We start from the raw sequence: 26382 nt of genomic DNA, 5'->3' as shown, positions 1-26382 counted from the left end.
GGCTACTCCTCCAGCGTGCTCAGGTCCCCTGGGTCCCGCCCCAGTTCCCTGGCCTTTAGAAGGCGGCGGAGAATCTTGCCGCTGCGGGTCTTGGGCAGCTTGTCCAGGAAAGCCAGCTCCGCCGGTGCGGCAATCGGCCCCAGCTCCCGGCGCACGTGCTGCACAATCTCCTCCGCCAGGGAGGGGCTTTGAGCAAAGCCCGTCCGGAGGACCACAAAGGCCTTGATGCGCTCGCCTTTTAGGGCATCGGGCAGGCCAACGGCCGCGGCCTCGGCCACCGCGGGGTGCGAGACCAGGGCGCTTTCCACATCGGCGGTGCCGATGCGGTGCCCGGCCACGTTGAGCACATCATCGGCCCGGCCCAGCACGGCAAAGTAGCCGTCCCGGTCCCTGACGGCCACATCGCCCGCCACATACACCTGGCCGGGGACCTCCGTCCAGTACTGGGTGTAGCGGTCGTGGTTGCCCCAGATGGTGCGCATCATGTGGGGAAAGGGCCGCCTCAGCACCAGCAGGCCGCCCTGGCCCGGGGGCAGCTCCTGGCCCTGGGCGTCCACCACCGCCGCTTCCACCCCGGGGAGCGGCACCCCCGCGAAGCCGGGTCGGGCCTCGAGGGCAAGGGGGCTGCCCAGGGTGGGCCCCCCCAGCTCGGTCTGCCACCAGTTGTCCACCACGAACCCCCGCCGGCCCTCCCCCATCAGATGGGCGTGGGCCCAGCGCCAGGCCTCGGGGTTCAAAGGCTCCCCCGCCACGGCCAGGAGGCGCAGCGAGGACAGGTCTGCGCGGGCGGGCCACTCGGGACCGAACTTCATGAACATCCGCACCGCGGTGGGAGCGGTGAACATCACGTTGACCCGGTAGCGCTCCACCGCCTGCCAGAGCGCACCCGGATCGGGGTGGTCGGGGGCCCCTTCCCGCAGCACGCTGGTTATGCCCAGGAGCAGAGGAGCGTACACGATGTAGCTATGCCCCACAATCCAGCCGATGTCCGAGGTAGCCCAGAAGACATCGCTCTCCTTCACATCGAAAAGGGTGCGCAGGTGGTAGGCCACGCCCACCATGTACCCCCCGTGCACGTGCAACACCCCCTTGGGCTTGCCCGTGGAGCCCGAGGTGTAGAGGATGAACAGGGGATGCTCGCTGTCTACAGGCAGGGCTGGCGTCTCGGGTCTGTGGGCCCAGAGCAGGGTGTTGAAGTCGCTGTAAAGGGGGCCCCGAGGGGCTTCCTTGCGGCTGAACCAGACGATGGGCAGTTCCAGGCCCTGGGTGGCCTCCAGCACAACGGAGGCCAGGTCCACCTCCCGCCCCCGCCGGTAGCCCACGTCCCCGGCGATGACCAGCTTGGCCCCCGCGTCCAGGATGCGCTCGCGCAGGGCCTGGACCCCCAGCCCCGCGTAGACCACCGAGTGGATGGCCCCGATCCGGGCGCAGGCCAGCATGGCGATGATTCCCTCCGGGGTGAGGGGCATGTAGACCACCACCCGGTCGCCCGGCCCCACCCCCAGGGCCCTGAGGGCGGTAGCGAAGCGGGAGACCCGCTCCAGGAGCTCGCCGTAGGTGAGCTTTTGCTCGAGGCCGTCCTCCCGCAGGTACAGGAGGGCCAGGTGGTTGCGCCTGGGCCCCTGGGCATGGCGGTCCAGGGCGTTGTAGGTGATGTTGGTCTTGCCCCCCAAGAACCAGCGGTGGTCGGGGAATCTCCACTCCAGCACCTGCCCGAAGGGTTCAAACCAGTAAAACCGCCGCCCCTCCTCCCCCCAAAACCCCTCCGGGTCCTGCAGACTGCGGGCGTACTCGGCGTGGAAATCGGAGAGGTTGGCCTGCTGCCGCAAGGCCTCGGGGGCCTGGTAGCCGGTTGAGTGCTTGAGGAGCTGCTCTATTTGCATAAGCCTCCTTCAGGACTCCAGGGTGGAGAGGTCGCCTGGGTCAAGGCCCAGCTCCTGGGCCTTTAGCAGACGGCGCATGATCTTGCCGCTCTTGGTGCGCGGCAGCCGCTCGATGATCTCCACCACGGTGGGCAGGCCCAGGTTGCCTAGCTGGCGCCGCAGGTGGGCCTGGAGCTTGTCGGCCAGAATGGCGCGCACCTCGAGGCTGGCCTCCCGGGTCTTGAGCACCACGTACACCTTGATGACCTCACCCCGCTCTGGGTCGGGCACCCCAACCGCCGCGGCCTCGGCCACCGCGGGGTGGGAGAGCATGGCCCCTTCGATCTCGGCGGTGCCGATGCGCAGCTCGCCGGCCTTGATCACATCATCGGAGCGGCCCAGAAGAGCAATGTAGCCCTCGGCGTCCTGCACCGCCATATCGCCGGTGGCGTAGCAGCCGGGGATTCGGCTCCAGGCCTCCACATACCGCTCGTCGTTGTTCCAGAAGGTGCGCATCATGTGGGGGAAGGGCTGGCAGATCACCAGGTGCCCCTTCTGCCCAGGGGGCAGCTCCCGGCCCTGGGCGTCCACCACCCGCATCCTCACCCCGGGCAGGGGCAGGCCGGCCTTGCCCGGCTTGGCCGGCATGCAAGGAGGGGTGGCCAGGCAGGGGGCCCCGGTCTCGGTCTGCCACCAGTTGTCCACCACATGGGCCAGGTGGGCGCGGGCCCAGTGCCAGACCTCGGGGGCCAGGTATTCTCCCACGCTGCCCACGAGCCGGAGCTCGCTCAAATCGGCCTCCCGGGCCCACTCCTCCCCGTGGCGGCGAAAGGCGCGCAACCAGGTGGGGCTGGTGAGGAGGACGTTCACCCCGCAGGCCTCTATGGTCTCGTAGAAGCTCCCCGGATCGGGGTAGTCAAGCCGCTCGGCCCGGATCACCGTGGTCAGGCCCTCCAGCAGGGGGGCGTAGAGGCCGTAGCTGTGGCCCACAATCCAGGAGAGGTCGGCGGTGGCCCACATTACATCGCCCTCCTTGAGGTCGAAGAGGGTGCGCAGATGGTAGGTGATGCCCACCATGTACCCCCCGTGCACGTGCACCACCCCCTTGGGCTTGCCCGTGGAGCCCGAGGTGTAGAGGATGAACAGGGGGTGCTCGCTGTCCACGGGGAGGGCCGGGGTGGTGGGGCGGTGGGCCTCCAGAAGCTCCCAGAACTCCAAAGGGCGCCGCTCGCTGCCCCGGCTAAACCAGAGCACCTCGAGGTCCAGCCCCTCCACCGCCTCCTCCACCAGGGCTGCGAAGGGTAGAACGCGCCCCCCATGGTACATACGGTCGGCAGCCACCAGAAGCCGGGCCCCGGTATCCAGAAGGCGCTCGCGCAGGGCCTGGGCCCCCAGGCCGGCGGGAACGGCCACGTGCACCGCCCCGATGCGGGCGCAGGCTAAAAAGGTCAGGGCCATCTCCAGCCCGCTCGGCAGATAGACCGCCACCCGGTCGCCTTTCCCGATTCCCAAAGCCCGCAGCCCCCCTGCCAGCCGGGCGCTCAGGTCGCGCAGCTCGCGGTAGGTGAGCTTGTGCACGGCGCCGTCGCCCGCAAGGGCGATGAGAGCCAGGTGGTTGCGCCTGGGCCCCTGGGCGTGGCGGTCCAGGGCGTTGTAGGCCAGGTTGGTCTCGCCGCCCACAAACCAGCGGTGGTGGGGAAACTCGAGCCGGCAAACCTCCTTCCAAGGGGTGAACCAGAAAAACCGGCCGGCCCACGAGGCCCAGAAGCCCTCGGGGTCCTCCAGGCTCCGCCCGTACTCGGCCCGGTAGTCCTGCAAATTGGCCTGGCGCCTGAGCTTCTCTGGAGGTGGCACGGTCTCCTCCTTGGCGGCGAGAAGGGGGAGGGCCGGAGCCGGCTCTGGGGGGGCTACCTCCGGCTCCTCCCGGATGGGCTCGGGGAGAGGGTGGCTCGAGGCCGCCCGGGCCACCTCCTGCACCGCCCGGGCCAGCCGGGTAAAAGCGTAGGGAAAACGCCGGGAGGGCACCACCACCCCCAAAGCCCCCACCACCTGCCCCTGGGGGTCGAAGATGGGGGCGGCCAGGCTCGAAAGGCCCAGAGCGTGCTCCTCGAGGTCCACCGCAAAGCCCATCCGCCGCACCCTGGCGAGCTCCTCCTCCAGGGTCAGGGGGTCGGTGAGGGTGAGGTGGGTGTAGGCGCGGAGGTTCTGCAGGTGGGGGGCCTGGGCCTCGGGGGGCAAAAAGGCCAGCACCGCCTTGCCCAGGGCAAGCGCGTGAAACCCCTCCCCCACCACCTCCTCCACCCCCAGCTTGGGCAGACCCTGGCGGCCCCGGGTAGCCAGGCGCAGCCGCCCCTCGCGGTCCAGAAGGGCTAGGTAGGTGCGCTCACGCGTGCACAAATAGAGCTCCTCCAGCGCATCTGAAAGCCGCTCGGGCTCCACCAAAGGGGGTGGGGTTCGGGCCAGGGCTGTCCGGGACAGCCGGTAGAGGCTTCCCTCGCGTTCAGCAAACCCCTCAGCCACCAGGCTGGCCAGAAGGGCGTAGGCGGTGGAAAGGCTCTTGCCCAAAAAAGCTGCCAGCCGCGCCGCTTCTACCCCCTCGGGGTGCTCGGCCAGGTAGGCCAGCACCCGAAGGGCCGCTTGTACGGTGGTGAGCTTGCGGGTCTTGGACATAAAGTGCTGCTGAAGTCGTTGTTTTTGGCCCATCATGGTCTTTGCTGCCGGAGGTGTCAAGTAATGGCTTTTTTCTTACATTTGCCAAAGCCCCTGATTTCTTGACGGGGCCAGCGCGATTACCTATGCTCACCTCAAAAAGCCCTGGCAGCCTGCTGCCTCCTTCTCGGTTTTGGGGTGTGGTGTATGGAAAAAATCGAAGCCGTCCTAAAAGAGGAAAGGGTCTTCCAGCCTTCCGAGGCCTTCCGGAAAGCGGCGCAGATCAACCGGCTTGAAGAGTACGAGGCGCTTTACAAGGAAAGCTTAGAGGCCCCCGAGCGCTTCTGGAGCCGGGTGGCTTCCGAGCTACACTGGTTCCAACCCTGGGAAAAAGTGCTGGCCTGGGACCCCCCCAAGGCTCAGTGGTTCATTGGGGGCAAGCTCAACCTCGCCTACAACTGCCTCGACCGGCACCTGGAAACCCGGGGCAACAAGGCCGCCATCATCTTTGAGGGGGAGCCGGGCGACTCGCGCATCCTCACCTACCAGCAGCTCCACCGCGAGGTCTGCAAGTTCGCCAACGTGCTCAAGTCCTTGGGGGTGGAGAAGGGCGACCGGGTCACCATCTACCTGCCTATGATTCCTGAAGCTGCCATCGCCATGCTGGCCTGCGTGCGAATCGGGGCGGTGCACTCGGTGGTCTTCGGGGGCTTCTCGGCCTCGGCCCTGGCCGACCGCATCAACGACGCCGAGGCCAAGGTGCTTATCACCGCCGATGGGGGCTGGCGCCGCGGCAGCGTGGTCCCCCTCAAGGCCAACAGCGACGAGGCCCTGGCCGACGCCAAGAGCATAAAGCACGTGGTGGTGGTAAGGCGCACCGGGCAGGAGGTCCACATGGAACCGGGCCGCGACCACTGGTACCACGAGCTCATGGCCAACGCCTCCCCAGTCTGCCCGGCCGAGCCCATGGACGCCGAGGACCCGCTCTTCATCCTCTACACCTCGGGCTCCACAGGCAAGCCCAAGGGGGTGCTGCACACCACCGGGGGCTACTCGGTCTACACCTACCTCACCGCGCGCTACATCTTCGACCTCAAGGAAAGCGACACCTACTTCTGCACCGCCGACGTGGGCTGGATCACCGGGCACAGCTACGTGGTCTATGGCCTCCTGCAAAACGGGGCCACCACCCTCATGTACGAGGGAGCCCCCAACTTCCCCGACGAGGGGCGCATCTGGAGCATCATCGAGAAGTACCGGGTGAACATCCTCTACACCGCCCCCACCGCCATCCGGGCCTTCATGAAGTGGGGCGAGCAGTGGCCGCGCAGGTACGACCTCAGCAGCCTGCGCCTGTTGGGCTCGGTGGGCGAGCCCATCAACCCCGAGGCCTGGCTCTGGTACTACCGGGTAATCGGCCAGGAGCGCTGCCCGATTGTGGACACCTGGTGGCAGACCGAGACCGGGGGCATCATGATCACCACCCTGCCCGGGGTGCATCCCATGAAGCCCGGCCACGCGGGTAAGCCCTTCTTCGGGGTAGAGCCCGAGGTCGTGGACACCTCCGGCCAGCCGGTCACCAACCCCGACGAGGGCGGCCACCTCATCCTCAAGCGGCCCTGGCCCTCCATGCTGCGCACGGTCTGGGGCGACCCCGAGCGCTTCGAGCGGCAGTACTTCGCCCAGTACCCCGGCCGCTACTTCACCGGCGACGGGGCCAAGCGCGACCCCGAGGGCTACTACATGATCCTGGGGCGGGTAGACGACGTGCTCAACGTCTCCGGCCACCGCCTGGGCACCATGGAGATCGAAAGCGCCCTGGTGGCCCACCCGGCGGTGGCCGAGGCTGCGGTGGTGGGGCGGCCCGACCCCATCAAGGGCGAGGGCATAGTGGCCTTCGTCACCCTCAAAAGCGGCCAGACCCCCAGCCCTGAGCTGGCCCAGGAGCTCCGGGCCCACGTGGTCAAGATGATCGGGGCCATCGCCCGGCCCGATGAGATTCGCATCACCGACGCCCTGCCCAAGACCCGCTCGGGCAAGATCATGCGCCGCCTGCTGCGGCAGGTGGCCTCGGGCGAGGAGATCAAGGGCGATACCAGCACCCTGGAAGACCGGGCCGTGGTGGAGCGGCTCCGGGCCACCTCAGCGCAGTAGCCCCGCGTTGACCCCCTGGCGGGGAGCCCCTATACTCTTCGCAGGGTGGCAAGCCGCTCACCAGGGGAAAAGACCAGCCGCCGGGACGAGATTCTGCGGGCCGCCGGGCGGCTTTTTAGTCGCCGGGGCTTCCACGCCACCTCCATGCGCGACCTGGCCAGAGCGGTCAACCTGCAGGGAGGGAGCCTTTACGCCCACATCACCTCCAAAGAGGAGGTGCTCTTCGAGCTGGTCAACCGCGCGGCGGACGAGTTCCTGGAAGGGGCGCGGGCGGTCCCCGAAGGCCTCGCCCCCAAAGAGCGGCTTCTACGGCTGGTGCGGTCCCACCTGCAGGTCATCGCGCGGGAGCTCGACCACGCCACGGTCTTTTTCCACGAGTGGAAGTTCCTGAGCCCCGCCATGCAGGCGCAAATCAAGGCCCGGCGCGACGAGTACGAGGAGCATTTCTACCGCGCCATCGAGGCGGGGGTGAGGGAGGGAGAGTTCCAGGTGGAGGATGCCCGGCTGGCCACCTTGTTCGTCCTCTCGGCGCTGAACTGGACCTACCACTGGTACCGTCCGGGGGGGAGGCTCAGCCTTGCGGAGCTGGCGGAGGCCTACGGCCGGCTGGTTCTGCGCAGCCTGGGTGCCCAGCCCCCACCACCTCCCCCAGCCCGATGAGCTCGAGGGCCATCCGCCAGATGGCCCGCAGCATGCGCGGGCTGGGCTGCCCTTCCAGGTAGAGGGCAGGGCCCCGGGCCTCGGCAAAGACCACCCCCTCCCGGCTCCAGAACTGCCAAAGGCCCAGCTCCTCCTCGGCAAAGACCTCCAGCCCCTCCTGGACCACCCGGTAGCGGTAGGGATGGGGGCGGTAGTAGACCTGGGCGTAGTGGAGGAAAAGGGCCTCCTCCAGGGCCAGAAGGTCGGCCCGCAGGCGGGCGAGGCTGCGCGCAGACAAGGGGCCATCCAAACGCTCCAGCAAGGCCAGGCGCTCCTCCTCCAGGTCGCGCTCGGGTGGAGGGGGCTCGAGCGTAGGCTCGCCGCAGGGGTCGATTCGCAAGGCCGGCCGGCCCAGCATCGCAGCCTCGGCCTCGGCGTAGCTGGGGTACTCCACCAGCACCCCCTCTTCCAGCCCCCAGAACCGGGTGGCCACCCTCTGCACCAGGGTGCGGTCGTGGGAGACGAAAAGAAGGGTGCCGGGATAATCGACCAGGGCTCGCTCGAGGGCCTCCAGGAGCTCGAGCTCCAGGTGGTTGGTGGGCTCGTCCAGCACCAGCAGGCCGGCCCGCAGGGCCGAGAGCAGGGCCAGGCCCGCCCGGGCCCGCTCGCCCCCGGAGAGGCGGGCCGGCGGGCTGTGCCAGTGGGGCGGACGAAAGCCCAGCCGGCCCAGAAGGGCGGCGGCCCGAGCCTCCCCAAAGCGGGCCGCGAACTGGGCGAAAAGCGGCTCTTCTGGCACCAGGCCGTGGTGATGCTGGTCGAGGTAGGCCACCCGCACCCCCAGCCCCAGGGTCCGCTCCCCTGCCTCGGGCGGCTCCAGGCCCAGCAAAAGACGCAGCAGGGTGGTTTTGCCCGCCCCGTTGGGCCCCACCAGCGCCACCCGATCGCCGCGGAAAAGGCGCAGGGTAGCCCGGCGCAGCACCGGTCCTCGGCCGGGGTAGGCCTTGGCCAGGTCGCGGGCCTCGAGGACCAGCCGGGGGGCACCTTCCGCAGCAATTTCCAGGCTCCAGCGCCGCTCGGGGGGCAGGGGGTCGGGGGCCTCGATCCGCGCAGCCCGCCGGCGCAGGGCCCGCCGCTCGCGCACCCGCCGGTCCACCCCGGGCCGGCGTCTATCGGGCAGCACCCGCAAAAGCCGCTCGCGCTCCTTCTCCGCCTCGGCCCGGGCCTTTTCGACGGTGCGGCGGATGCGCTCGCGCTCCTGCAGGTAGGTCGCGTAGCCGCCCGCCACCCGGAAAAGCACCCCGGCCTCGAGGTGGTAAACGGTGGAGGCCACCCCGTGCAAAAGGGCCCGGTCGTGGCTGATAAAGCCCACCGCACCGGGGTAGGCCCGCAGCAGCTCTTCCAGCCCCAGGCGCAAGGGCAGGTCCAGGTGGGTGGTGGGCTCGTCTAGGAGCAGCACCTCGGCCCCGGAAAGAAAGGCCAAAGCCAGCCCCAGCCGCACCCCCTCCCCCCCCGAGAGCCCATCGGCGGACCGATGGCGCAAAGCCTCCAGCCCCAGCGCCCGCAGAACCCGCTCCACCCGCCCCTTCCAAAAAGCAAGGGCCCTGCGCTGCGCCCACAGCTCGCCCCACTGCTCGGAAGGGGCCGACTCCAGCGCCCGCTCCAGGCGGGCAAGCGGGGTGACCGCGTAGGCCAGCTCGTGCACAAGCCCCCCCGTGGGGCGGAAGTCCTGGGGCAGGTAGAAAACCTGCACCCCAGAAGCCCGCCAAAGCCGCCCCCCATCCAGCCCCACCTGGCCGGCCAGGACCCGGAACAGCGTGCTCTTTCCTGCACCGTTGGGCCCTACCAGGGCGGCCCGTTCGCGGGCCACAAGCCAGAGGTTCGCTCCTTTGAACAAGACCCGCTCCCCAAAGGCCTTCTCTCCCTCCAGCAGGCGCAGCAGGGGAAAACGGCCGGAGGTAGCCACCAAAACGAGACTACGCAGCCTCCGGCGATTTATCAATGGCCAGGGCATCCTGTAAGGTAGGGACATGCTGGCGGTGGAGCTGCGCCCCCTGGCGATGAGCGACCTGGCCCGGGTGATCTCCTGGAGCCAGGACGAGGCCTTTTGCCTGGCCAACGGCTGGCCGCTGGGGCTCTCGCCCGAAAAACTGCAGGACTGGTTCGTGCGCTTGCTGAACAACCCCCCCGCCGACCTGGTGCGCCGGGGCATCGTACTTCGCAGCCAGGAGCACCCCGAGGGTCTGCTGGTGGGCTTTGTCGACCTGCGCGACCTGAACCCCCTGGAGCGGCGCGCCCGGCTGCGCATCGCCATCGGGGAGGAAAGCCACCGCGGGCAGGGGGTGGGCTATGCGGCCGGGCGGGCCATGCTGGCCTACGGCTTCGGCGAGCTGGGACTGGAGCGCATCACCGCCGAGGTGCAGGGCTCTAACGTGCCCATGCGCCACCTCCTGGAAAAACTCGGCTTCCGGTTGGAGGGCATCCTGCGGCGGCACGAAACCCGGCAGGGTGTAAAGGAAGACCTCTACCTATACGGGATGCTGCGCGAAGAATTCGAGGAGGCGAACCGCTTCCTGCCCCCTAACTGCCTCCCTGACTGAGCCCTTGCTCCAGCTCCTCCAAAAGGGCGTAGAGGAGCTCGAGCTTTTCCTTCCCCAGAAGCTGCTCAATCTCGGCGTAGACCGCCACCACCTCGGGCTTGATCCGCTCCACCAGGGCCTGCGCGGCCGGCGTGAGGGCCACGCACACGCTGCGGCCATCGGCCTGGTTGGCCCGGCGCTGCACCAGCCCGCGCTGCTCCATGCGGCGCAGGATGCCGCTCATGCTGGGCAAGAGAATGCGGCACTGCTCGGCCAAAAGCGATATCTCCAGCCCTTCCTTACCGTCCAAAGCCCGCATCACCCGCCATTGTTGTTCAGTTAGGCGGTGGCGGGAGAGCACCTTGCGAAAACGCTGCACCACCGCCTCGCGGGTGCGCAGGAGGGCCATGGGCAAGGAGTGGGTTAGGTCGCGCAGGAGGCGGGCTGCATCTGGGGGAAGGGTGGTCATAGGGCCTCTTGGGGAGTAATTGTACTTTAGCTCGCAAACGCTGCCCCGGTTTTACTTAACATATTAAGTATCTCAAAGGCGGCAGCACAGCAAGCCAGCTCACAACCAAGGAGCGCCATGGTGGAGTTCAAAGGCAGCGTCGTACCCCTGATTACCCCGTTCAAGAATGGCAACCTCGATGAGGCCGCGCTGGAGCGGCTCATCGAGCGGCAGATCGAGGCCGGGTCCCACGCCTTGAGCGTGGGGGGCACCACCGGCGAGCCCGGCACCCTGAGCCTGGAGGAGCGCGAGTACCTGATTGAGCGGGCCCTCTTCTTCATCCGCGGCCGGGTACCCCTCCTGGCCGGCACCGGCAGCCTGCGGCTGGACGAGACCCTGAGGCTGACCCGCGCAGCCCAGAGAATGGGGGCCCAGGGGGCGCTGGTCATCACCCCCTACTACGTCAAGCCCAACCCAGAAGGCCTATACCGCTTCTTCGGCCAGGTGGCGGCCAGCGTGCCTGAGCTGCCCATCGTGCTCTACAACATCCCGGGGCGAACCGGGGTGGAGATCGGCATAGAAACCGTGGCCCGGCTGCGGCGCGAATTCAAGAACATCGTGGGGCTCAAGCACTCCTCCAAGGACATGGAGTACGTCTCGGCCCTGCTGCGCCGGGTGGGGCGGGACTTCCAGGTCTACTGCGGCCTGGAGGCCCTCACCTTCCCCATGATGTGCGTGGGCGCGGTGGGCACCATTGCCGCCACCGCCAACTGGCTGCCCAGGGAGACCGCCGCGCTCTGCCAGCTTGCCCTCGAGGGCCGCTACCAGGAGGCCCGGGAGCTTCACTACTACCTCCTCGAGGCCAACGAGGCGGTCTTCTGGGACACCAACCCCATCCCGCTCAAGACCGTGCTCGCCTGGATGGGCCTCTGCGAGAAGGAGTGGCGCGAACCCCTGGGGCCCACCACCCCCGAGATCGAGGCCCGGCTGCGCCAGATGGCCCAGGCCTATGGCCTCCTACCGGCCCAGGACCCCCCAGTCCTGCCCGACCCCTCGAGGAAGCAGTACGTATGAAACGGGCCCGCTTTATCGCCAAAGGCCGCCTGCTGGAGGGGTACCTGCAGGGGGGGATGCTCGTGGACCCTGCCGGGGAGGCCCATCGCCCTGAGGAGGTGCAGTGGCTGCTGCCGGTGGTGCCCAGCAAGGTCATCGCCCTGGCCCTCAACTTCGCCGAGCACGCCGAGGAGTTCGGCCTGCGGAAGCCCGAGGAACCAGCCCTCTTCTGGAAGCCCAACAGCTCGCTGCTTCCCCACCGGGGCACCGTGATCTACCCCCGGGGGGCCCGGTTCATGCACTTCGAGTGCGAGCTGGCGGTCATCATCGGGCGCCCCATGCGGCGGGTCAAGGCCAGGGAGGCCATGGACTACGTGGGCGGCTACACCATCGCCAACGACCTGGTGGTGCGCGACTATGTCAGCAACACCTTCCGCCCCCCCATCCGGGCCAAGGGCTGGGATACCTTCGGCCCCCTGGGGCCCTACTACGTGAGTGCGGACGAGGTTCCTGACCCCCACAACCTCTGGATGCGGGCCTACGTCAACGACGAGCTGCGCCAGGAGGCCAGCACCCGGGGGATGCTCTTCAGCATCCCGGAGATTCTGGAGTACATCAGCCGCTTCATGACCCTAGAGGCCGGGGACGTGATTCTGACCGGCACCCCCAGGGGCATCTCGCAGGTGCGCCCGGGCGACGTGATGCGGATGGAGATCGAGGGGCTCGGGGCGCTGGAAAACCCCATTGAGCAGGAAAGCGAGTGGGCCGAGCCCGTAGTGGGGGAAGAGGGCGACCGGTCGGTGGTGTAGAGGAGGCGCAGGTGAAGCTAGCGGAGAAAACCCCAGCCATAACCCCTGAGTTCATCGCCCAGGTGCGGCAGCGGGTGGCCCGCCAGACCGTGCCCCACTTCATCAACGGGGCCTTCGTACCGGGGGAGCGGGGCGAGGTCTTCGAGACGCTTGACCCATCCGACAACCAGGTGCTCGCCCGGGTCTACAGGGGCCACGCCCAGGACGTGGACAAAGCCGCCAGGGCCGCCAAGGCTGCCTTTGTGGGCTGGAAAAAAAGCGCCAAGACCCGCAAGAAGTACCTGCTCCGCCTGGCCGAGCTTTTGGAAAAGCACGCCGACGAGCTCGCGGTGCTGGAGTGCCTGGATGCTGGGCAGGTGCTCAGGATCGTGCGGGCCCAGGTGGCCCGGGCCGCCGAGAACTTCAGCTTCTACGCCGAGTGGGCCGAGCGGGCCATGGAAGGGCAGACCTTCCCGGTGGACGACACCTGGCTCAACTACTCGGTGCGGGTGCCGGTGGGGGTCTGCGGCATCATTACCCCCTGGAACGCGCCGCTGATGCTCTCCACCTGGCGGATCGCCCCGGCCCTGGCCTTCGGCAACACCGTGGTGCTGAAGCCCGCGGAGTGGTCGCCCCTCACGGCCTGGAAGCTGGCGGAAATCTTCCAGGAGGCCGACCTGCCCCCAGGCGTCTTCAACGTGGTGCAGGGGTTCGGGGAGGAGGCCGGGGACGCGGTGGTGCGCCACCCGGATATCCCCCTCATCGCCTTCACCGGCGAGACCACCACCGGGGCCCTCATCACCCAGAACAGCGCCCCCCTGCTCAAGCGGCTTTCCCTCGAGCTCGGCGGTAAGTCGCCGGTGATCATCTTCGAGGACGCCGACTTGGAGCGGGCCCTGGACGCCACCGTCTTCCAGATCTACAGCTTCAACGGCGAGCGCTGCACCGCGAGCAGCCGCGCGCTGGTACAGGAAAACCTCTTCGATGCGTTCGTGGAGCGTCTGGCCGAACGTGCGGCCCGCATCAGGGTGGGCCACCCCCTGGACCCCGAGACCGAGGTGGGGCCCCTCATCCACCCCGAGCACCTGGCCCGGGTGCTCCGCTACGTGGAAATCGGCAAGCAGGAGTCCAGGCACGTCTTCGGCGGGGAGCGGATAGGCAGCGAGGGCAACTACATTCGCCCCGGGGTTTTCGTGGCCGAGAACCATCACACCATCGCCCAGGAGGAGATCTTCGGCCCCATCCTGACCGTCATCCCCTTCAAGGACGAGGCCGATGCGCTGGAGAAGGCCAACCACTCCAAGTACGGCCTGGCCGCCTATGTCTGGACCAAAGACCTCTCGCGGGCCCACCGCATGGCCCTGCACCTAGAGGCCGGCATGACCTGGATCAACGCCCACAACGTGCGCCACCTGCCCACCCCCTTCGGCGGGGTCAAGTTCTCGGGCACCCACCGCGAGGGCGGGGCGCACAGCCTGGAGTTCTACACCGAGCTCAAGCACATCGCCGTTCCTCTCGTCGACCCCCCCATCCCCAGGTTCGGCTAAAGGAGGCCGTATGGCGCGCAACGGTAAGGAGTACCTGGAAGCCCTAAAGGAAAACCCGCCCAACCTTTGGTACAAGGGCGAGCGGGTGCAAGACCCCACCACCCACCCTGTCTTCAGGGGCATCACCCACGCCCTGGCCAGCCTCTACGACCTGCAGCACGACCCCCGCTACCGCGAAACCCTAACCTACGAGGAAGGCAAGGAGCGCTACCCTGTAAGCCTGCTGCCGGCGCAAAGCCGGGAGGACGTGGCCCGCCGAGGGGCTGCCTACAAGGTCTGGGCCGACGCCCACCTGGGCATGATGGGCCGCAGCCCCGACTACCTCAACGCGGTGCTGATGGCCTTTGAGAAGAGCGCCGAGTTCTTTGGGCCCTTCGCCGAGAACGTACGCCGCTACGTGCAGTACGTGCGCGAGCGGGACCTCTGCACCACCCACTGCCTCACCAACCCCCAGGTGAACCGGGCCAGGGGCAACCTCGAGCTGCCCGACCCCTACATTCCCCTGGGGGTGGTGCGCGAGACGCCAAAGGGCATCGTAGTGCGCGGCGCGCGGATGCTCTCCACCCTGCCCACCGCCGACGAGCTGCTGGTCTTCCCCTCTACCCTGCTCAAGGCGGAGCCGGGGGCCGAGAAGTACGCCATCGCCTTCGCCATCCCCACCCACACCCCCGGGCTCCACTTCATAAGCCGGGAGGGGCTCAGGGGCGGGGACTCGAGCTTCGACCACCCCCTGAGCAGCCGGCTGGAGGAGATGGACTGCCTGACGGTCTTCGACGAGGTCTTCGTGCCGTGGGAGCGGGTCTTCATCTACAAAGACCTGGAGCGCTGCAACACCGCCTACGCCGAGACCGGGGCCCTGATGCACATGGCCCACCAGGTGGTGGTGCTCAAAAACGCCAAGACCGAGGCCTTTTTAGGGCTCATCTCGCTCATGGCCGAGGCGATTGGGGCCGACGTCTACCCCCACGTGCAGGAGAAGGTGGCCGAGGTCATCATCTACCTGGAGGCCATGCGGGGGCTCTGGGCCCGGGCCGAGCGGGACGCCAGGCCCAACGCCTACGGCCTCTACTGCCCCGACCGGGGGGCCCTCGACGGGGCGCGCAACCTCTACCCCAGGCTCTACCCCCGCATCCACGAGATCGTGCAGCAGATCGCGGCCTCGGGCCTTATCACCCTACCCTCCGAGGCCGACTTCGAAGCCCCCATCGCCCCCTACCTGGAAAAATTCCTGCAGTCGGCCACCCTGCCCGCGCGCGAGCGGGTGCAGCTCTTCCGCCTGGCCTGGGACATGACCCTCTCGGGCTTCGGGGCCCGTCAGGTGCTCTACGAGCGCTTCTTCTTCGGCGACCCGGTGCGCATGCACCAGACCCTTTTCTCGGTCTACGACAAGGAGCCCTACAAGGCGCGCATCCGGGAGTTCCTGGGCTGGCAGAAAAAGCCCGAGCCCGAGGTGGTAGCCGGATGAGCGACCAGCCCCTCGCTGAAGCCCTCCGCCAGGCGATGCGCCGCTGGCCCAGCGGGGTGGTGGTGGTGGCCGCGCGGCACAACGGAGAGGCGCGAGGGATGACCGTGAGCAGCTTCACCAGCGTGAGCCTCGAGCCCCCCCTGGTCCTGGTCTGCATCCACCAGGTCACCCTGCTCTGGCCGGTGCTGGAGAAGGCCGGGCGCTTCAGCGTGAACCTGCTGCCCGAGGGCCACGAGCGCACCTCGGAGCACTTCGCCGGCCAGCCCGCCCAGGACCACGCCCCCCTCACCGAGGACGAGGTACCAGCCCTGGTCGGGGCCCTGGCCACCATCTACTGCCAGACCTGGGCGGTCTACCCGGGCGGGAGCCACCGAATCGTGGTGGGCCGGGTAACCGAGGTACGCCTGGCCGAGGGCCGGCCGCTTCTGTACTGGAACCGCGGCTACCGCAAGCTCTGTTTGGAGGGTGAGAGATGAAGGCAACCCCCAACCTCGTGCGCGCCGCCCACGTGGCCCTTTACGTGACCGACCTGGCGCGCGCCCGCTATTTCTACGCAGACCTGCTGGGCCTCCAGGTCCTGCATGAACGGGAAGGGGCCCTCTATCTGCGGGGCACCGAGGACCGCGAGTGGACCCTCAAGCTCGAGCAGGCCGCCGAGCCCGGGGTCAAGCACCTGGCCTTCCGGGTGGCGGGCGAGCCGGATTTGGAGCTCCTGGTGGGGCTGGCCCAGGAAGAGGGCCTCCCCTACCGCTGGGAGTCGGAACAGGACCGGCCCCGGCTGCTGCGAATCCAGGACCCCTTCGGCCTGCCGCTGGCCTTCTACGCCGAAAGCCAGAGGTACCCCTGGCTCCTGCAGCGCTACGACCTGCACAGGGGCCCTGGCCTGCAGCGCATCGACCACATCAACGTGATGACCCCCCAGGTAGGGCAGGCCACCCGCTGGTACATGGACAGGCTCGGCTTCCGCCTCTCGGAGTACACCGAGGACGACGAGGGCCGGATCTGGGCCTCCTGGATACAGCGCAAGGGCAACGTCCACGACCTGGCCTTCACCAACGGCACCGGGCCCAGGCTGCACCACTTCGCCTACTGGATGCCCGATGCCATGAGCATCATCCGGGCCTGCGACATCCTGGCCGGGGCCATGCACACCGAGGCCATCGAGCGCGGCCCGGGACGGCACGGCATCTCCAACGCCTTCTTCCTCTATCTGCGCGACCCCGACGGGCACCGCATCGAGCTCTACACCTCCGACTACAGCACGGTCGACCCCGACTTCGAGCCCATCCGCTGGCACCTGAACGACCCCCGTCGGCAAACCCTGTGGGGTGCCAAGACCCCCAAAAGCTGGTTCCTGGAGGGCTCGCGCCTCGAGGCCTTCGAGGGGGGGTTCGTGCCCACCAAGGCCTCGGAGCTGGAGGGGCTGCCCCAGCACGTCATCTGAGCGCTTGACAGCGGTCTGGGCTTCAAGATACACTGACGGCCAACAAATAAACAAACAAGTGTTTGTTTGGTAAGCGGGAGGAGCGGTGGAGGAGACGGTAGCGGTTTTGGGTGCGGGCACCATGGGCCGGGGCATCGCCCAGGTGGCGGCCGCCGCGGGCCACCCGGTGCTGCTCTACGACCCCCACCCCGCCGCTTTGGAAAGCGCCCTGGCGGACATCCAGGCCGGCCTAGAAAAACGCCAGCCCGCCGCGCTGGGCCGCATCCAGCCCACCCAGGCGCTGGAGGCCTGCGCCCAGGCCGGGCTCGTCATCGAGGCTGCGCCGGAGGAGCTGGCCCTAAAGCAAGAGCTGCTGGCCCGGCTGGGGGCCCTCAACCCCCAAAGCCTCCTCGCCTCCAACACCTCCACCCTCTCCATCTCGGCCATCGCGGCCAGGGTGCCCGACCCCAGCCGGGTGCTGGGCCTCCACTTTTTCAACCCCGCCCCGCGCATGCGGCTGGTGGAGGTGATAGGCGGGCTGGAGACCGACCCGGCCCTGCTCGAGAAGGCCAGCCAGCTCATGCGAAGGTGGGGCAAGGAGCCCATCCGGGTCAAGGACGCCCCAGGCTTCCTGGTGAACCGGGTAGCCCGGCCCTTCTACGGCGAGGCCCTCAGGCTCCACGCGGAGGGCGTTCCCAAGGAACATATCGACTGGATCATGCGGGGGCTGGGCTTCCCCATGGGCCCCTTCGAGCTGATGGACCTGATCGGGCTGGACGTGAACCTCGCCGCCTCCAGCTCGGTCTACCAGGGCTTCTTCGGCGAGCCCCGCTACCAACCGCACTACCTGCAGCAGCAGAAGGTGGCCGCCGGCCACCTGGGGCGCAAGAGCGGGGTGGGCTGGTACCGCTACCCCCCGGGCCCCCCACCCACCCCCACCCCGCCCAACCCCAGGACCGACCATCCCCTCCCCCTCATCCTCGGCCCCAACCCCCTGGCCGCGGCGCTGCGGGCCCGCTTTCCCCATGCTGAAAACCCTGCCGAGGCCGCCTTTGTGCTGGACTGCCGGGTCAAGCCCGAGCGCAAGCACAGCCTGCCCGAACCCCTTCCCGTGGTCACCCTGGTCTGGGGCCACTCGGTAAGCCGCCTCCAGGCTGAACACAAAGGCCCGCTGGCGGGGTTCAGCCTGGTGCCGCCCATCGGCGAGCGGGCCATCGTGGAGCTCTATGCGCCCCTTTCCGGCCCCAACCCGGCTTTAGCCCTGGCCCAGAGCTACTTCGAGGCCCAGGGCCACCTCTGCCTGCTCCTCCCCGACCAGCCCGGGGGCGTGGGCTTCCGCATCCTGGCCCTCCTCATCAACGAGGCCATTTCGGCCCTCGCCGAGGGCCTAGCTTCCCCAGCCGAGATCGACCGGGCCATGCGCCTGGGCACCGGCTACCCCCTGGGGCCCCTGGAGTGGGCTGAGCGCATCTGGCTCAAGCCGGTGCTCCGGGCTTTGGAGGGGCTCCACGAGGAGCTGGGCGAGGCGCGCTACCGGCCCCACCCCCTGCTGCGCCGGATGGTGGCCGCCGGGCTCGAGGACTTCCGCAACCTCTTTCCTAAGGAAAAAGACAAGGAGGCAGTATGAGGCGAGCGTTGTTCGGCGTACTGGCGCTGGGCCTGGCTCTGGCCCAGCCGGCCCCCCTGAAGATCGGGGTGGTGGTCTCGGCCACCGGCCCCGCGGCCAGCCTGGGGATTCCCGAGCGGAACACCCTGGTGCTTTTGGAAGAGCAGGTCAACCGCCGCGGCGGGGTGGCGGGCCGGCCGGTCCAGTTCATCATCCTGGACGACGCTTCGGACACCACCCAGGCCGTGCGGGCCACGCGCCGGCTGATTCAGGAAGACCAGGTGCTGGCCATCATCGGCACCACCACCACCCCGGCCAGCCTGGGGATGATCGACGTGGTGGCCGAGGCCGGGGTACCCAAGATCTCGCTGGCGGCCAACCTGGAGATCGTCTTCCCGGTGGACGAGAAACGCCGCTGGGTTTTCAAGACCCCCCAAACCGAGCAGCAGATGAGCATCCCCATCGTGCGCGATATGGTTGCCTCGGGGGTTAGGACCGCGGCCTACATCGGCTTCAACGACGCCTACGGTGAGGGCTGGGCCCGGGCCTTTGAGGCCGCAGCCCGCGAGGCCGGCATCCAGGTGGTGGCCTCGGAGCGCTTTGCTCGCACCGACACCTCGGTCACCGGGCAGGTGCTCCGCATTCTGGCCCGCAACCCCGACGCGGTCTTGATCGGTGGCTCGGGCACTGCGCCGGTCCTGCCCCAGCGCACCCTGCGCGAGCGGGGCTACCGGGGGCTCATCTACCAGACCCACGGGGTGGCCAACCCCGACTTCCTGCGGGTGGGGGGCGACCTGCTGGTGGGGACCCGGCTGCCCGCTGGGCCGGTGTTGGTCTTCGACCAACTTCCCCCCGACTTCCCCAACCGCCAGGTGGCCGTCAGCTACGTCCAGCTCTACGAGTCGCGCTTCGGCATCGGCAGCTACTCTACCTTTGGCGGCCATGCCTACGACGCCTGGGCCATCCTGCGCCCGGCCCTGGAGCGCGCCCTGCGCCGTGAACAGCCTAGCAACCTGGTGGCTTTCCGCCGCATCCTGCGCGAAGAGATCGAGGCTACCCGCAACGTGGTAGGCACCCACGGCATCTTCAACATGTCGCCCACCGACCACCTGGGCCTGCGCTTCAACGAGTCGGCGGTGATGGTGGAGATCGTAAAGAACGCCAGCGGCAAGCTCGAATGGAAGCTTTTGCGCACCTTCCGCTAGAAGAAGCCTAGGGCCCCCATGGACTGGACCATCGCCTCGTTCCTCGCCGCCGATGCCCTGCAAAACGGCACCATCTATGCCCTTCTGGCCTTAGCGCTGGTGCTGGTCTTCGCGGTGACGCGGGTGATCCTGGTGCCGGTGGGGGAGTTCTTGGTCTACGCCCCCCTGACCTACGTCTGGTTCCTGCCCCCAGAGGTGAGCGGCCTGAACCTGAGGGGGCAGATACCGGGAACCGCCTGGCTGGTGGCGGCCATGCTCCTGGGCTGGGCTTTCCTGGAGCGGCGAAACCTCCGGAGGGCCGGTCTGCTGGGGCTCGCAGCGGCAGGGGTGGTGGGGCTGGCCTGGTGGGGGGCCCAGGGAGTGCCCCTCTGGCTGGGCTGGATCCTGGCGGTCCTGATCGTGCTGCCCATCGGGCCCGCCTCTTACCGGCTTTTTTTCGAACCCGCCAGGAACGCCAGCGTGCTCACCTACCTGATCATCGCGGTGGGGCTTCACTTCGCCTTCATGGGCCTGGGGCTGGTCTTCTTCGGCCCTGAGCAGTTCCGCCTGCCTCCTCTATGGCCAGGACAGACCCAGGTGGGCCCGGTGCCCATCAACAACCAGGCCTTCCTGGTCTACGGCTTCGCCCTCCTGGCCATGCTGGGGCTGTACCTCTTCTTCACCCGAAGCATCTACGGCAAGGCTCTCAGGGCCTGTGCCATCAACCGGTACGGGGCCCGATTGCTGGGCATAAGCCCCAGCCAGGCGGGCTACGTCTCCTTTGGCATCGCCACCTTGATAGCCTGCGTGAGCGGGATGCTGCTAGCGCCTTTGATCTCGCCGGCCTACTTTCAGGGCTTTTTACTGGGGCTGAAGGGCTTCGTGGCGGGCATCCTGGGGGGCCTGGTCAGCTACCCGCTGGCGGTGGTGGGGGCCTTGCTGGTGGGGGCCATGGAGTCCTGGGCGGCCTTCCAGGCCAGCGCCTACAAGGACGCTTTGGTGTTCGCCCTTCTCCTGCCCATCCTCTTCTGGCGCAGCCTACGCAGCCACGAGATCGCGGAGGAAGAGTGAGGTTTTCACCTTTGACGCTGGGCGCAGTAGGGGTTCTGCTCCTTCTACCTCTGCTGCTGCCGCCCACCTCCTTCTACCTGAGCGTGGGCAACTACATCGCCTTTGGCGCGCTGGTGGCCCTGGGGCTGTACTTGCTCACGGGTCTTTCGGGCATGACCAGCTTCGGCCAGGCCGCTTTTATGGGCCTCGCTGCCTACACCTCGGCCCTGCTTACCGTCCAGCAGGGCTATAGCCCCTGGCTCACCCTTCCGCTGGGCCTATTGGCCGCGGCGGGGGGCGCTTTGGTGCTGGGGGGCATCACCGTGCGGCTCAAGGGGCACTACCTGCCCCTCTCCACCATCGCCTGGTGCATGGCCCTGTTCATCGTGATGGGAAGCTGGGTGGGCCTCACCGGGGGGCACACCGGTCTGCGGGGGATTCCCCCCATCTCCATCCTTGGCTACACCCTGAGCGACTCGAGGAGCTACTTCTACCTCTCCTGGGGCTTCGTGCTGGTGGGGGCTTGGGCGGCCTGGAACCTCACCCAAAGCCGCATCGGCCGGGCCATGCGGGCCTCTAAGGGTGATGCCATCGCGGCGGCCAGCTTTGGGGTCAACCCTGCGACCCTGAGGCTGCAGATCTTCGTCCTCTCGGCCCTATACGCTGGGGCGGCCGGCTGGCTTTACGTGCACTACCAGAAGTTCGTCAACCCCACCCCTTTCAGCCTCGAGGCCTCCATCAAGTACCTGATCGCGGCGGTGGCGGGCGGGGTGGGCAGCATCCCTGGGGTGGTGCTGGGGGCTGGGCTGGTGACGGGGTTGGAAGAGGCCCTCAAGGGCCTTCTGCCGCGCATCTTCGGGCGCACCGGAAACTACGAGATCATCGCCTACGGCCTGATTCTGGTCCTGATCCTGATGTTTGCCCCCAAGGGGCTCTGGCCCTTTATCGAGCGCTACCTGCCCCGACCCCGGCCCCCAGTCCCGCAGGGTGGGGGGCTGCCCGTGCGAACTGGGGGCGGAGCGAAGGGGGAGGTGGTGCTCGAGGTGAAAAACCTGAGCAAGCGCTTCGGCGGCCTCATGGCGGTAAGCAACATGAGCTTCGAGCTGCGGCGGGGCGAGATCCTGGCCCTCATCGGCCCCAACGGGGCGGGCAAGTCCACCTGCTTCAACATGATCACCTCGGTCTACGCCCCTACCGCAGGGGAGGTTCGCTTCAAGGGCCAGGTTATCTCGGGCCGCACCCCCTACGAGGTGCACCGGCTGGGGATTGCCCGCACCTTCCAGCACCCCCATCTTTTCCCCGAGATGACCGTGCTGGAAAACGCCGCCCTGGGCACCTTTGCCCGGGCTCGAGCCGGGATGGTGGCCTCGCTGCTGGCCCTTGCCCGCAAGGAGGAGGAGGCCGCTATGGCCGAGGCCTACTGGGCCCTTTCGCAGGTGGGCCTGGCCCCAATCGCCCACCAGAAGGCCGAGGGGCTTTCCATCGGGCAGCTTCGCCTGCTGGAGCTGGCCCGGGCTTTGGCCGCCCGGCCCGAGGTGCTGCTCTTGGACGAGCCCGCAGCGGGCCTCAGGGCTGGGGAGAAGCGGCAGTTTGCCGCGCTCATCCGCCGGCTGGTGGAGGAGGGCATGACGGTGCTGTTGGTGGACCACGACATGGAGCTGGTCATGGGGCTGGTGGACCGGGTGGTGGTGATGCACTATGGGGAGAAAATTGCCGAGGGTAGCCCCGCCGAGGTGCAGCGCAACCCGCGGGTGATTGAGGCCTACCTGGGGGAGGCGGCGTGATTCTGGAGGTGGAGAACCTCACCGTGCGTTACGGGGCAGTGGAGGCCGTGCGCCACCTCACGCTTTCGGTGGGGGAGGGCGAGGTCATCACCCTCATCGGCCCCAACGGGGCAGGCAAGACCAGCGTCCTGAAGGGCATCCTGGGCCTGGTGACCACCAGCGGCCAGGTGCGCTACGAGGGGAAGCTTCTGCGGCGGCGCGAGCCGGAGGCCCTGGCCCTGAAGGGGCTGGTGATGGTCCCGGAGAAGCGGGAGCTATTTGCCTCCTTGACGGTGGAGGACAACCTGCTCCTCGGGGCCTTCCCCCGCTTCCAGCGGCGCGAACGGGGAATCTGGGAAGACCTGGACTGGGTCTACAGCCTCTTCCCCAGGCTGAAGGAGCGCCGCCGCCAGCTTGCCGGGACCATGTCCGGGGGCGAGCAGCAGATGCTGGCCATCGGGCGGGCCCTGATGGGCCGGCCCAGGCTCCTACTTCTGGACGAGCCCAGCCTGGGGCTGGCCCCCCTGATTGTGCGGGAGATCTTCCACATCCTAAGCGAGCTCAAGGCCCGGGGGGTGACCCTCTTGCTGGTGGAGCAGAACGCCCGGATGGCCCTGCGGTTGGCCGACCGGGGATACGTCCTCGAGGCCGGCGAGCTGGTGATGGAGGGCCGGGGAAGCGAGCTGCTCCAAGACCCCCGGGTCATCGAGTCCTACCTGGGCATCCGCGCGCAGGAGGCCGCCGGTGGCTGAGCTGGCCCCTGACCCCTACATGCGGCTTTTGGGCTTCACCCTGGTCCGGATAGGCCCGGGCCACGCCACCCTGGAGGCCGAGGTGCGCCCCGAACACACAAACATCCACGGCCAGTGCCACGGGGGCTTCCTCTACAGCCTGGCCGACGCCGCCTTTGCCCTGGCCTCCAACGCCCACGGCACCCCGGCGGTGGCCCTCAGCACCAGCATGCAGTACTTCCGGCCGGTAAGGGTGGGGGAACGGGTCGTGGCGCTGGCCCGCGAGGAACACCTGGGGCGCCGCACCGCCACCTACCGCATCGAGGTGATGTGCGGGGAAAGGCGGGTGGCCCTCTTCACCGGCACCGTCTTTCGCCTCGAGTGTTCGCCAAAGCCCCTTGCCCCCGAGGGGCAAAGCGGGTAAAACCCAACCATGGAAGCCTACATCGTAGATGCCGTTCGCACGCCCGTCGGCAAGCACGGAGGGGCGCTGGCCTCCGTCCGGCCCGATGACCTGGCCGCCATTCCCCTAAAGGCCCTGCTGGAGCGCACCGGGATACCCGGGAGCGATGTGGAGGACGTCTACATGGGCTGCGCCAACCAGGCCGGGGAGGACAACCGCAACGTGGCCCGCATGGCCCTGCTGCTGGCCGGGCTGCCCAAGGAGGTGGGAGGGGTCACGGTCAACCGGCTGTGCGGGAGCGGGCTCGAGGCCATCGCCGGCGCGGCTCGGGCCCTGATGCTGGGCGAGGGCCAGGTCTACATCGGGGGCGGGGTGGAGAGCATGAGCCGGGCCCCCTGGGTCATGCCCAAGGCCGAGCGGGCCTTTCCCACCGGAAACCTGACCGTTTACGACACCACCCTAGGCTGGCGCTTCATCAACCCCAGGATGCAGGCCCTCTACGGCACCGACTCGATGGGCGAGACCGCCGAGAACCTGGCCGAGCTGTACCGGATCTCCCGCGAGGCCCAGGACCGCTTCGCTCTTCACTCCCACCAAAAAGCGGTGCGGGCGCAGCAGACGGGGGCCTTCGAGAGCCAGATGGTGCCGGTGGAGGTGACCGACCGCAAGGGGCAGAGCACCTGGGTTCGGCAGGACGAGGGGCCCAGACCCGACACCAGCTTGGAGGCGCTGGCCAAGCTCAAACCGGTCTTCCGCCCCGGTGGCAGCGTCACTGCCGGCAACGCCTCCTCCCTCAACGACGGGGCTGCGGCGGTGCTGCTGGCCTCGAGCGACTACATAAGGGCCCACGGGCTCAACCCCCTGGCCCGGGTGCGCGCCATGGCGGTGGCCGGGGTGGAGCCCCGCATCATGGGCATCGGGCCGGTACCGGCCACCGAAAAGGTCCTGAAGCGCTCTGGTCTTTCCCTAAGCGAGATTGGTCTGATCGAGCTCAACGAAGCCTTCGCTGCGCAAAGCCTGGCGGTGCTCCAGGAGTGGGGCATGGACCCCGAGGACGGCCGGCTCAACGTGAACGGCGGTGCCATTGCCATAGGCCACCCCCTGGGGGCCTCGGGGGCCCGCATCCTGACCAACCTGGTGCACGAGATGCAAAGGCGGAACGTCCAGTTCGGCCTGGCCACCATGTGCATCGGGGTGGGCCAGGGCATCGCCATGGTGGTCGAGCGGGTGTGAAGAGGTGGCTATGTTCCAACCCGAGCTGGAGACCCTTCCCCGCCATCAGCTAGAGGCCCTGCAAAGCGAGCGCCTGCGCGAGCAGGTAGCCTATGTCTACGAACGGGTGCCCTTTTATCGCAGGATGCTGGACGAGCGGGGCCTCGAACCCTCGGCCATCAAGAGCATCCAGGACATCCACAAGCTGCCCTTCACCAGAAAGCAAGACCTGCGCGAGGCCTACCCCTTCGGCCTCTTCGCGGTGCCGCGGGAGCAAATCGCCCGCATCCACGCCTCCTCCGGCACCACCGGCAAGCCCACCGTGGTGGGCTACACCAAGGGCGACCTGGAGATATTCGCCGAGGTGGTGGCCCGCTCGCTGGCCGCTGCCGGGGGCCGGCCCGGAATGATGCTGCACAACGCCTACGGCTACGGCCTCTTCACTGGAGGGCTGGGCCTGCACGCCGGGGCTGAGAAGCTGGGGATGACCGTGGTACCCATCTCAGGGGGCATGACCGAGCGGCAGGTCATGCTCATCCAGGACTTCAAACCCGAGATGATCGCCTGCACCCCCTCCTACGCCCAGACCCTGGCCGAGGCCTTCCGGGCGCGGGGGGTGGCGCCGGAGGAGATCAGCCTCAAGTACGCGGTGCTGGGGGCCGAGCCCTGGACCGAGGCCGTCCGCAGGAGCGTGGACGAGGGGCTGGGGGTGGCCTCCACCAACATATACGGCCTCTCGGAGATCATCGGCCCCGGGGTGGCCAACGAGGATGTGAACGAGCGGGAGGGGCTTTCCTACATCTGGGAGGACCACTTCTACCCCGAGGTGGTGGACCCCGAGACCGGCGAGCCCCTGCCCGAGGGCAAGCTGGGGGTGCTGGTCCTCACCAACCTGACCAAGAAGGCCATGCCCCTCCTGCGATACTGGACCGGCGACCTGACCTTCCTCACGCGGGAACCGGGCCCCTCGGGCCGCACCCACGCCCGCATGGCCCAGATCAGGGGCCGCACCGACGACATGCTGATCGTGCGGGGGGTGAACGTCTACCCCACCCAGATCGAGGCCCTGCTCCAGGAAATCCCCGAGGTGGCCCCCCACTACCAGATTGTGCTCTCGCGCCAGGGGACCCTGGATGAGATGGAGCTCAAGCTCGAGGTGGCCGAGCCCTTCTTCCGCGGACTGGGGGTTCCAGCTCTCTCGGAGGAGAATGTGGAGGCCGACCCGCGCCTGAGCCATCTACGCGAGCGGGTGGGGCGCAAGATCAAGGACCACGTGGGCATCTCGGTGCGGGTGACCCTGCTGAGCCCAGGCACAGCCCCCAGGAGCGAGGGCGGCAAGCTCAGGCGGGTGCTGGACCTGCGCAAGCAGGGGTGAGGGCGATGAGGCCTATTCCCCCGGGCTACCAGGCCACCTTCGAGACGGTGGTCACCGAGGCGATGACCGTGGACTTCGAGCAGGCCGACCCCCGGCTGGGGAGGCTGCACCCGGTCTACGCCACCTACTGGATGGCCAAGCACATGGAGCTGGCCGGTCGTAAAATCATCCTGCCCTTTTTGGAGGAGGGAGAGGAGGGCATTGGGTCCAGGGTAAGCGTGGACCACCTGGCCTCGGCCCTGCCGGGCATGCGGGTGCGCATCGTGGCCGAACATTTGCGCACCGAGGGCAACCGGGTGCACGTGCGCTGCACCGCCTGGAACGAGCTGGGGGACCGGATCGGCGAGGGCTACACCGAGCAGGTCATCCTGCCCAAGGACCGGCTCGAGCAGATCTTCGGCCGGCTGGCGGAGCGCTGGCGGGCCCACAGGACCTAACTTTGGACCCCTTTTCA

General features: G+C 68.2%; 22 protein-coding genes. 18 read left to right on the top strand and 4 right to left on the bottom strand.

Going from position 1 to position 26382, the window contains the following annotated elements; all coding sequences use genetic code 11:
* Positions 1–2: 2 nt before the first annotated feature.
* Complete coding sequence (locus tag DV704_RS09590) at positions 3–1883, bottom strand: acetate--CoA ligase (protein ID WP_114799362.1); 1881 nt, start codon at positions 1881–1883, stop codon at positions 3–5.
* Positions 1884–1892: 9 nt separating this feature from the next.
* Positions 1893–4532, bottom strand: a complete 2640-nt coding sequence (locus tag DV704_RS09585) for an AMP-binding protein (RefSeq protein ID WP_114799361.1) — start codon at positions 4530–4532, stop codon at positions 1893–1895.
* 186 nt (positions 4533–4718) lie between these two features.
* Between DV704_RS09585 and acs the strand changes: the two genes are divergently transcribed.
* A complete protein-coding gene (acs, locus tag DV704_RS09580; RefSeq protein ID WP_114799360.1) occupies positions 4719–6665 on the top strand; it encodes an acetate--CoA ligase in 1947 nt (648 codons plus the stop codon).
* Positions 6666–6710: 45 nt separating this feature from the next.
* Positions 6711–7325, top strand: a complete 615-nt coding sequence (locus DV704_RS09575) for a TetR/AcrR family transcriptional regulator (protein ID WP_114799359.1) — start codon at positions 6711–6713, stop codon at positions 7323–7325.
* On the opposite strand, the gene DV704_RS09570 is transcribed toward DV704_RS09575, so the two are convergent.
* Positions 7237–9267, bottom strand: a complete 2031-nt coding sequence (locus DV704_RS09570) for an ABC-F family ATP-binding cassette domain-containing protein (RefSeq protein WP_233498319.1) — start codon at positions 9265–9267, stop codon at positions 7237–7239. The two genes, DV704_RS09575 and DV704_RS09570, sit on opposite strands and share 89 nt — an antisense overlap.
* Before the next feature lie 64 nt (positions 9268–9331).
* Between DV704_RS09570 and DV704_RS09565 the strand changes: the two genes are divergently transcribed.
* Positions 9332–9901, top strand: coding sequence for a GNAT family N-acetyltransferase (locus DV704_RS09565; RefSeq protein WP_233498318.1), 570 nt, complete (start codon positions 9332–9334; stop codon positions 9899–9901).
* Here DV704_RS09565 and hpaR read toward each other — a convergent pair.
* The gene (hpaR, locus tag DV704_RS09560) at positions 9882–10349 is read right to left on the bottom strand and encodes a homoprotocatechuate degradation operon regulator HpaR (protein ID WP_114799357.1); all 468 of its coding nucleotides are present in this window, start codon (positions 10347–10349) and stop codon (positions 9882–9884) included. The two genes, DV704_RS09565 and hpaR, sit on opposite strands and share 20 nt — an antisense overlap.
* A 117-nt stretch (positions 10350–10466) precedes the next feature.
* Here hpaR and hpaI point away from each other — a divergent pair, with 117 nt between their 5' ends.
* The 15 genes from hpaI to DV704_RS09485 all read left to right on the top strand — a co-directional run bounded on the left by hpaI (position 10467) and on the right by DV704_RS09485 (position 26365).
* Positions 10467–11402 (top strand): 2,4-dihydroxyhept-2-ene-1,7-dioic acid aldolase, encoded by a 936-nt coding sequence (gene hpaI, locus DV704_RS09555; RefSeq protein ID WP_114799356.1) that lies wholly within the window; start codon positions 10467–10469, stop codon positions 11400–11402.
* Positions 11399–12190 (top strand): fumarylacetoacetate hydrolase family protein, encoded by a 792-nt coding sequence (locus DV704_RS09550; protein WP_114799355.1) that lies wholly within the window; start codon positions 11399–11401, stop codon positions 12188–12190. Before hpaI ends, DV704_RS09550 begins: the two co-directional genes overlap by 4 nt.
* 11 nt (positions 12191–12201) lie before the next feature.
* A complete protein-coding gene (hpaE, locus tag DV704_RS09545) occupies positions 12202–13716 on the top strand; it encodes a 5-carboxymethyl-2-hydroxymuconate semialdehyde dehydrogenase (protein WP_114799354.1) in 1515 nt (504 codons plus the stop codon).
* A 10-nt stretch (positions 13717–13726) separates the two neighbouring features.
* The gene (gene hpaB, locus DV704_RS09540; protein ID WP_114799353.1) at positions 13727–15181 is read left to right on the top strand and encodes a 4-hydroxyphenylacetate 3-monooxygenase, oxygenase component; all 1455 of its coding nucleotides are present in this window, start codon (positions 13727–13729) and stop codon (positions 15179–15181) included.
* A complete protein-coding gene (gene hpaC, locus DV704_RS09535) occupies positions 15178–15657 on the top strand; it encodes a 4-hydroxyphenylacetate 3-monooxygenase reductase subunit (protein ID WP_114799352.1) in 480 nt (159 codons plus the stop codon). The genes hpaB and hpaC overlap by 4 nt, the downstream gene beginning before the upstream one ends.
* Positions 15654–16625: a 3,4-dihydroxyphenylacetate 2,3-dioxygenase gene (gene hpaD, locus DV704_RS09530; protein WP_114799351.1), complete on the top strand. Its 972-nt coding sequence runs from the start codon at positions 15654–15656 to the stop codon at positions 16623–16625. Before hpaC ends, hpaD begins: the two co-directional genes overlap by 4 nt.
* Before the next feature lie 85 nt (positions 16626–16710).
* Positions 16711–18231, top strand: a complete 1521-nt coding sequence (locus tag DV704_RS09525) for a 3-hydroxyacyl-CoA dehydrogenase NAD-binding domain-containing protein (protein WP_114799350.1) — start codon at positions 16711–16713, stop codon at positions 18229–18231.
* Positions 18228–19415, top strand: a complete 1188-nt coding sequence (locus DV704_RS09520; protein WP_114799349.1) for an ABC transporter substrate-binding protein — start codon at positions 18228–18230, stop codon at positions 19413–19415. Before DV704_RS09525 ends, DV704_RS09520 begins: the two co-directional genes overlap by 4 nt.
* Positions 19416–19433: 18 nt before the next feature.
* Positions 19434–20465 carry a branched-chain amino acid ABC transporter permease gene (locus DV704_RS09515; protein WP_114799348.1) on the top strand — a complete coding sequence of 344 codons (1032 nt, stop codon included), beginning with the start codon at positions 19434–19436 and terminating at the stop codon, positions 20463–20465.
* Positions 20462–22228 (top strand): ATP-binding cassette domain-containing protein, encoded by a 1767-nt coding sequence (locus DV704_RS09510; RefSeq protein WP_114799347.1) that lies wholly within the window; start codon positions 20462–20464, stop codon positions 22226–22228. Before DV704_RS09515 ends, DV704_RS09510 begins: the two co-directional genes overlap by 4 nt.
* Entirely contained in the window at positions 22225–22959 is a 735-nt protein-coding gene (locus DV704_RS09505; protein ID WP_369911154.1) for an ABC transporter ATP-binding protein, read from the top strand. The genes DV704_RS09510 and DV704_RS09505 overlap by 4 nt, the downstream gene beginning before the upstream one ends.
* Positions 22960–22978: 19 nt before the next feature.
* Positions 22979–23362: a hydroxyphenylacetyl-CoA thioesterase PaaI gene (gene paaI, locus DV704_RS09500; protein ID WP_114799409.1), complete on the top strand. Its 384-nt coding sequence runs from the start codon at positions 22979–22981 to the stop codon at positions 23360–23362.
* A 9-nt stretch (positions 23363–23371) separates the two neighbouring features.
* Positions 23372–24574, top strand: a complete 1203-nt coding sequence (gene pcaF, locus DV704_RS09495; protein ID WP_114799346.1) for a 3-oxoadipyl-CoA thiolase — start codon at positions 23372–23374, stop codon at positions 24572–24574.
* 10 nt (positions 24575–24584) lie between these two features.
* Complete coding sequence (locus DV704_RS09490) at positions 24585–25928, top strand: phenylacetate--CoA ligase family protein (RefSeq protein ID WP_114799345.1); 1344 nt, start codon at positions 24585–24587, stop codon at positions 25926–25928.
* A gap of 5 nt (positions 25929–25933) precedes the next feature.
* On the top strand, positions 25934–26365 hold the full coding sequence (locus tag DV704_RS09485) for a thioesterase family protein (RefSeq protein ID WP_114799344.1): 432 nt from the start codon (positions 25934–25936) through the stop codon (positions 26363–26365).
* Positions 26366–26382 lie beyond the last annotated feature (17 nt).

The sequence above is a fragment of the Meiothermus sp. QL-1 genome, from assembly GCF_003351145.1.
Lineage (GTDB): Bacteria > Deinococcota > Deinococci > Deinococcales > Thermaceae > Meiothermus.
Note: the sequence above shows the minus strand (reverse complement) of the source record. Positions and strands in the feature narration are given on the sequence as shown.

Coding starts and splice junctions, on each gene's coding strand:
- DV704_RS09515 (WP_114799348.1), top strand. CDS start 19,434: ATGGACTGGACCATCGCCTCGTTCCTCGCCGCCGATGCCCTGCAAAAC.
- acs (WP_114799360.1), top strand. CDS start 4,719: ATGGAAAAAATCGAAGCCGTCCTAAAAGAGGAAAGGGTCTTCCAGCCT.
- DV704_RS09520 (WP_114799349.1), top strand. CDS start 18,228: ATGAGGCGAGCGTTGTTCGGCGTACTGGCGCTGGGCCTGGCTCTGGCC.
- DV704_RS09490 (WP_114799345.1), top strand. CDS start 24,585: ATGTTCCAACCCGAGCTGGAGACCCTTCCCCGCCATCAGCTAGAGGCC.
- DV704_RS09485 (WP_114799344.1), top strand. CDS start 25,934: ATGAGGCCTATTCCCCCGGGCTACCAGGCCACCTTCGAGACGGTGGTC.
- hpaB (WP_114799353.1), top strand. CDS start 13,727: ATGGCGCGCAACGGTAAGGAGTACCTGGAAGCCCTAAAGGAAAACCCG.
- DV704_RS09550 (WP_114799355.1), top strand. CDS start 11,399: ATGAAACGGGCCCGCTTTATCGCCAAAGGCCGCCTGCTGGAGGGGTAC.
- hpaC (WP_114799352.1), top strand. CDS start 15,178: ATGAGCGACCAGCCCCTCGCTGAAGCCCTCCGCCAGGCGATGCGCCGC.
- DV704_RS09590 (WP_114799362.1), bottom strand. CDS start 1,883: ATGCAAATAGAGCAGCTCCTCAAGCACTCAACCGGCTACCAGGCCCCC.
- pcaF (WP_114799346.1), top strand. CDS start 23,372: ATGGAAGCCTACATCGTAGATGCCGTTCGCACGCCCGTCGGCAAGCAC.
- DV704_RS09585 (WP_114799361.1), bottom strand. CDS start 4,532: ATGTCCAAGACCCGCAAGCTCACCACCGTACAAGCGGCCCTTCGGGTG.
- paaI (WP_114799409.1), top strand. CDS start 22,979: ATGCGGCTTTTGGGCTTCACCCTGGTCCGGATAGGCCCGGGCCACGCC.
- hpaD (WP_114799351.1), top strand. CDS start 15,654: ATGAAGGCAACCCCCAACCTCGTGCGCGCCGCCCACGTGGCCCTTTAC.
- hpaI (WP_114799356.1), top strand. CDS start 10,467: ATGGTGGAGTTCAAAGGCAGCGTCGTACCCCTGATTACCCCGTTCAAG.
- hpaR (WP_114799357.1), bottom strand. CDS start 10,349: ATGACCACCCTTCCCCCAGATGCAGCCCGCCTCCTGCGCGACCTAACC.
- DV704_RS09565 (WP_233498318.1), top strand. CDS start 9,332: ATGCTGGCGGTGGAGCTGCGCCCCCTGGCGATGAGCGACCTGGCCCGG.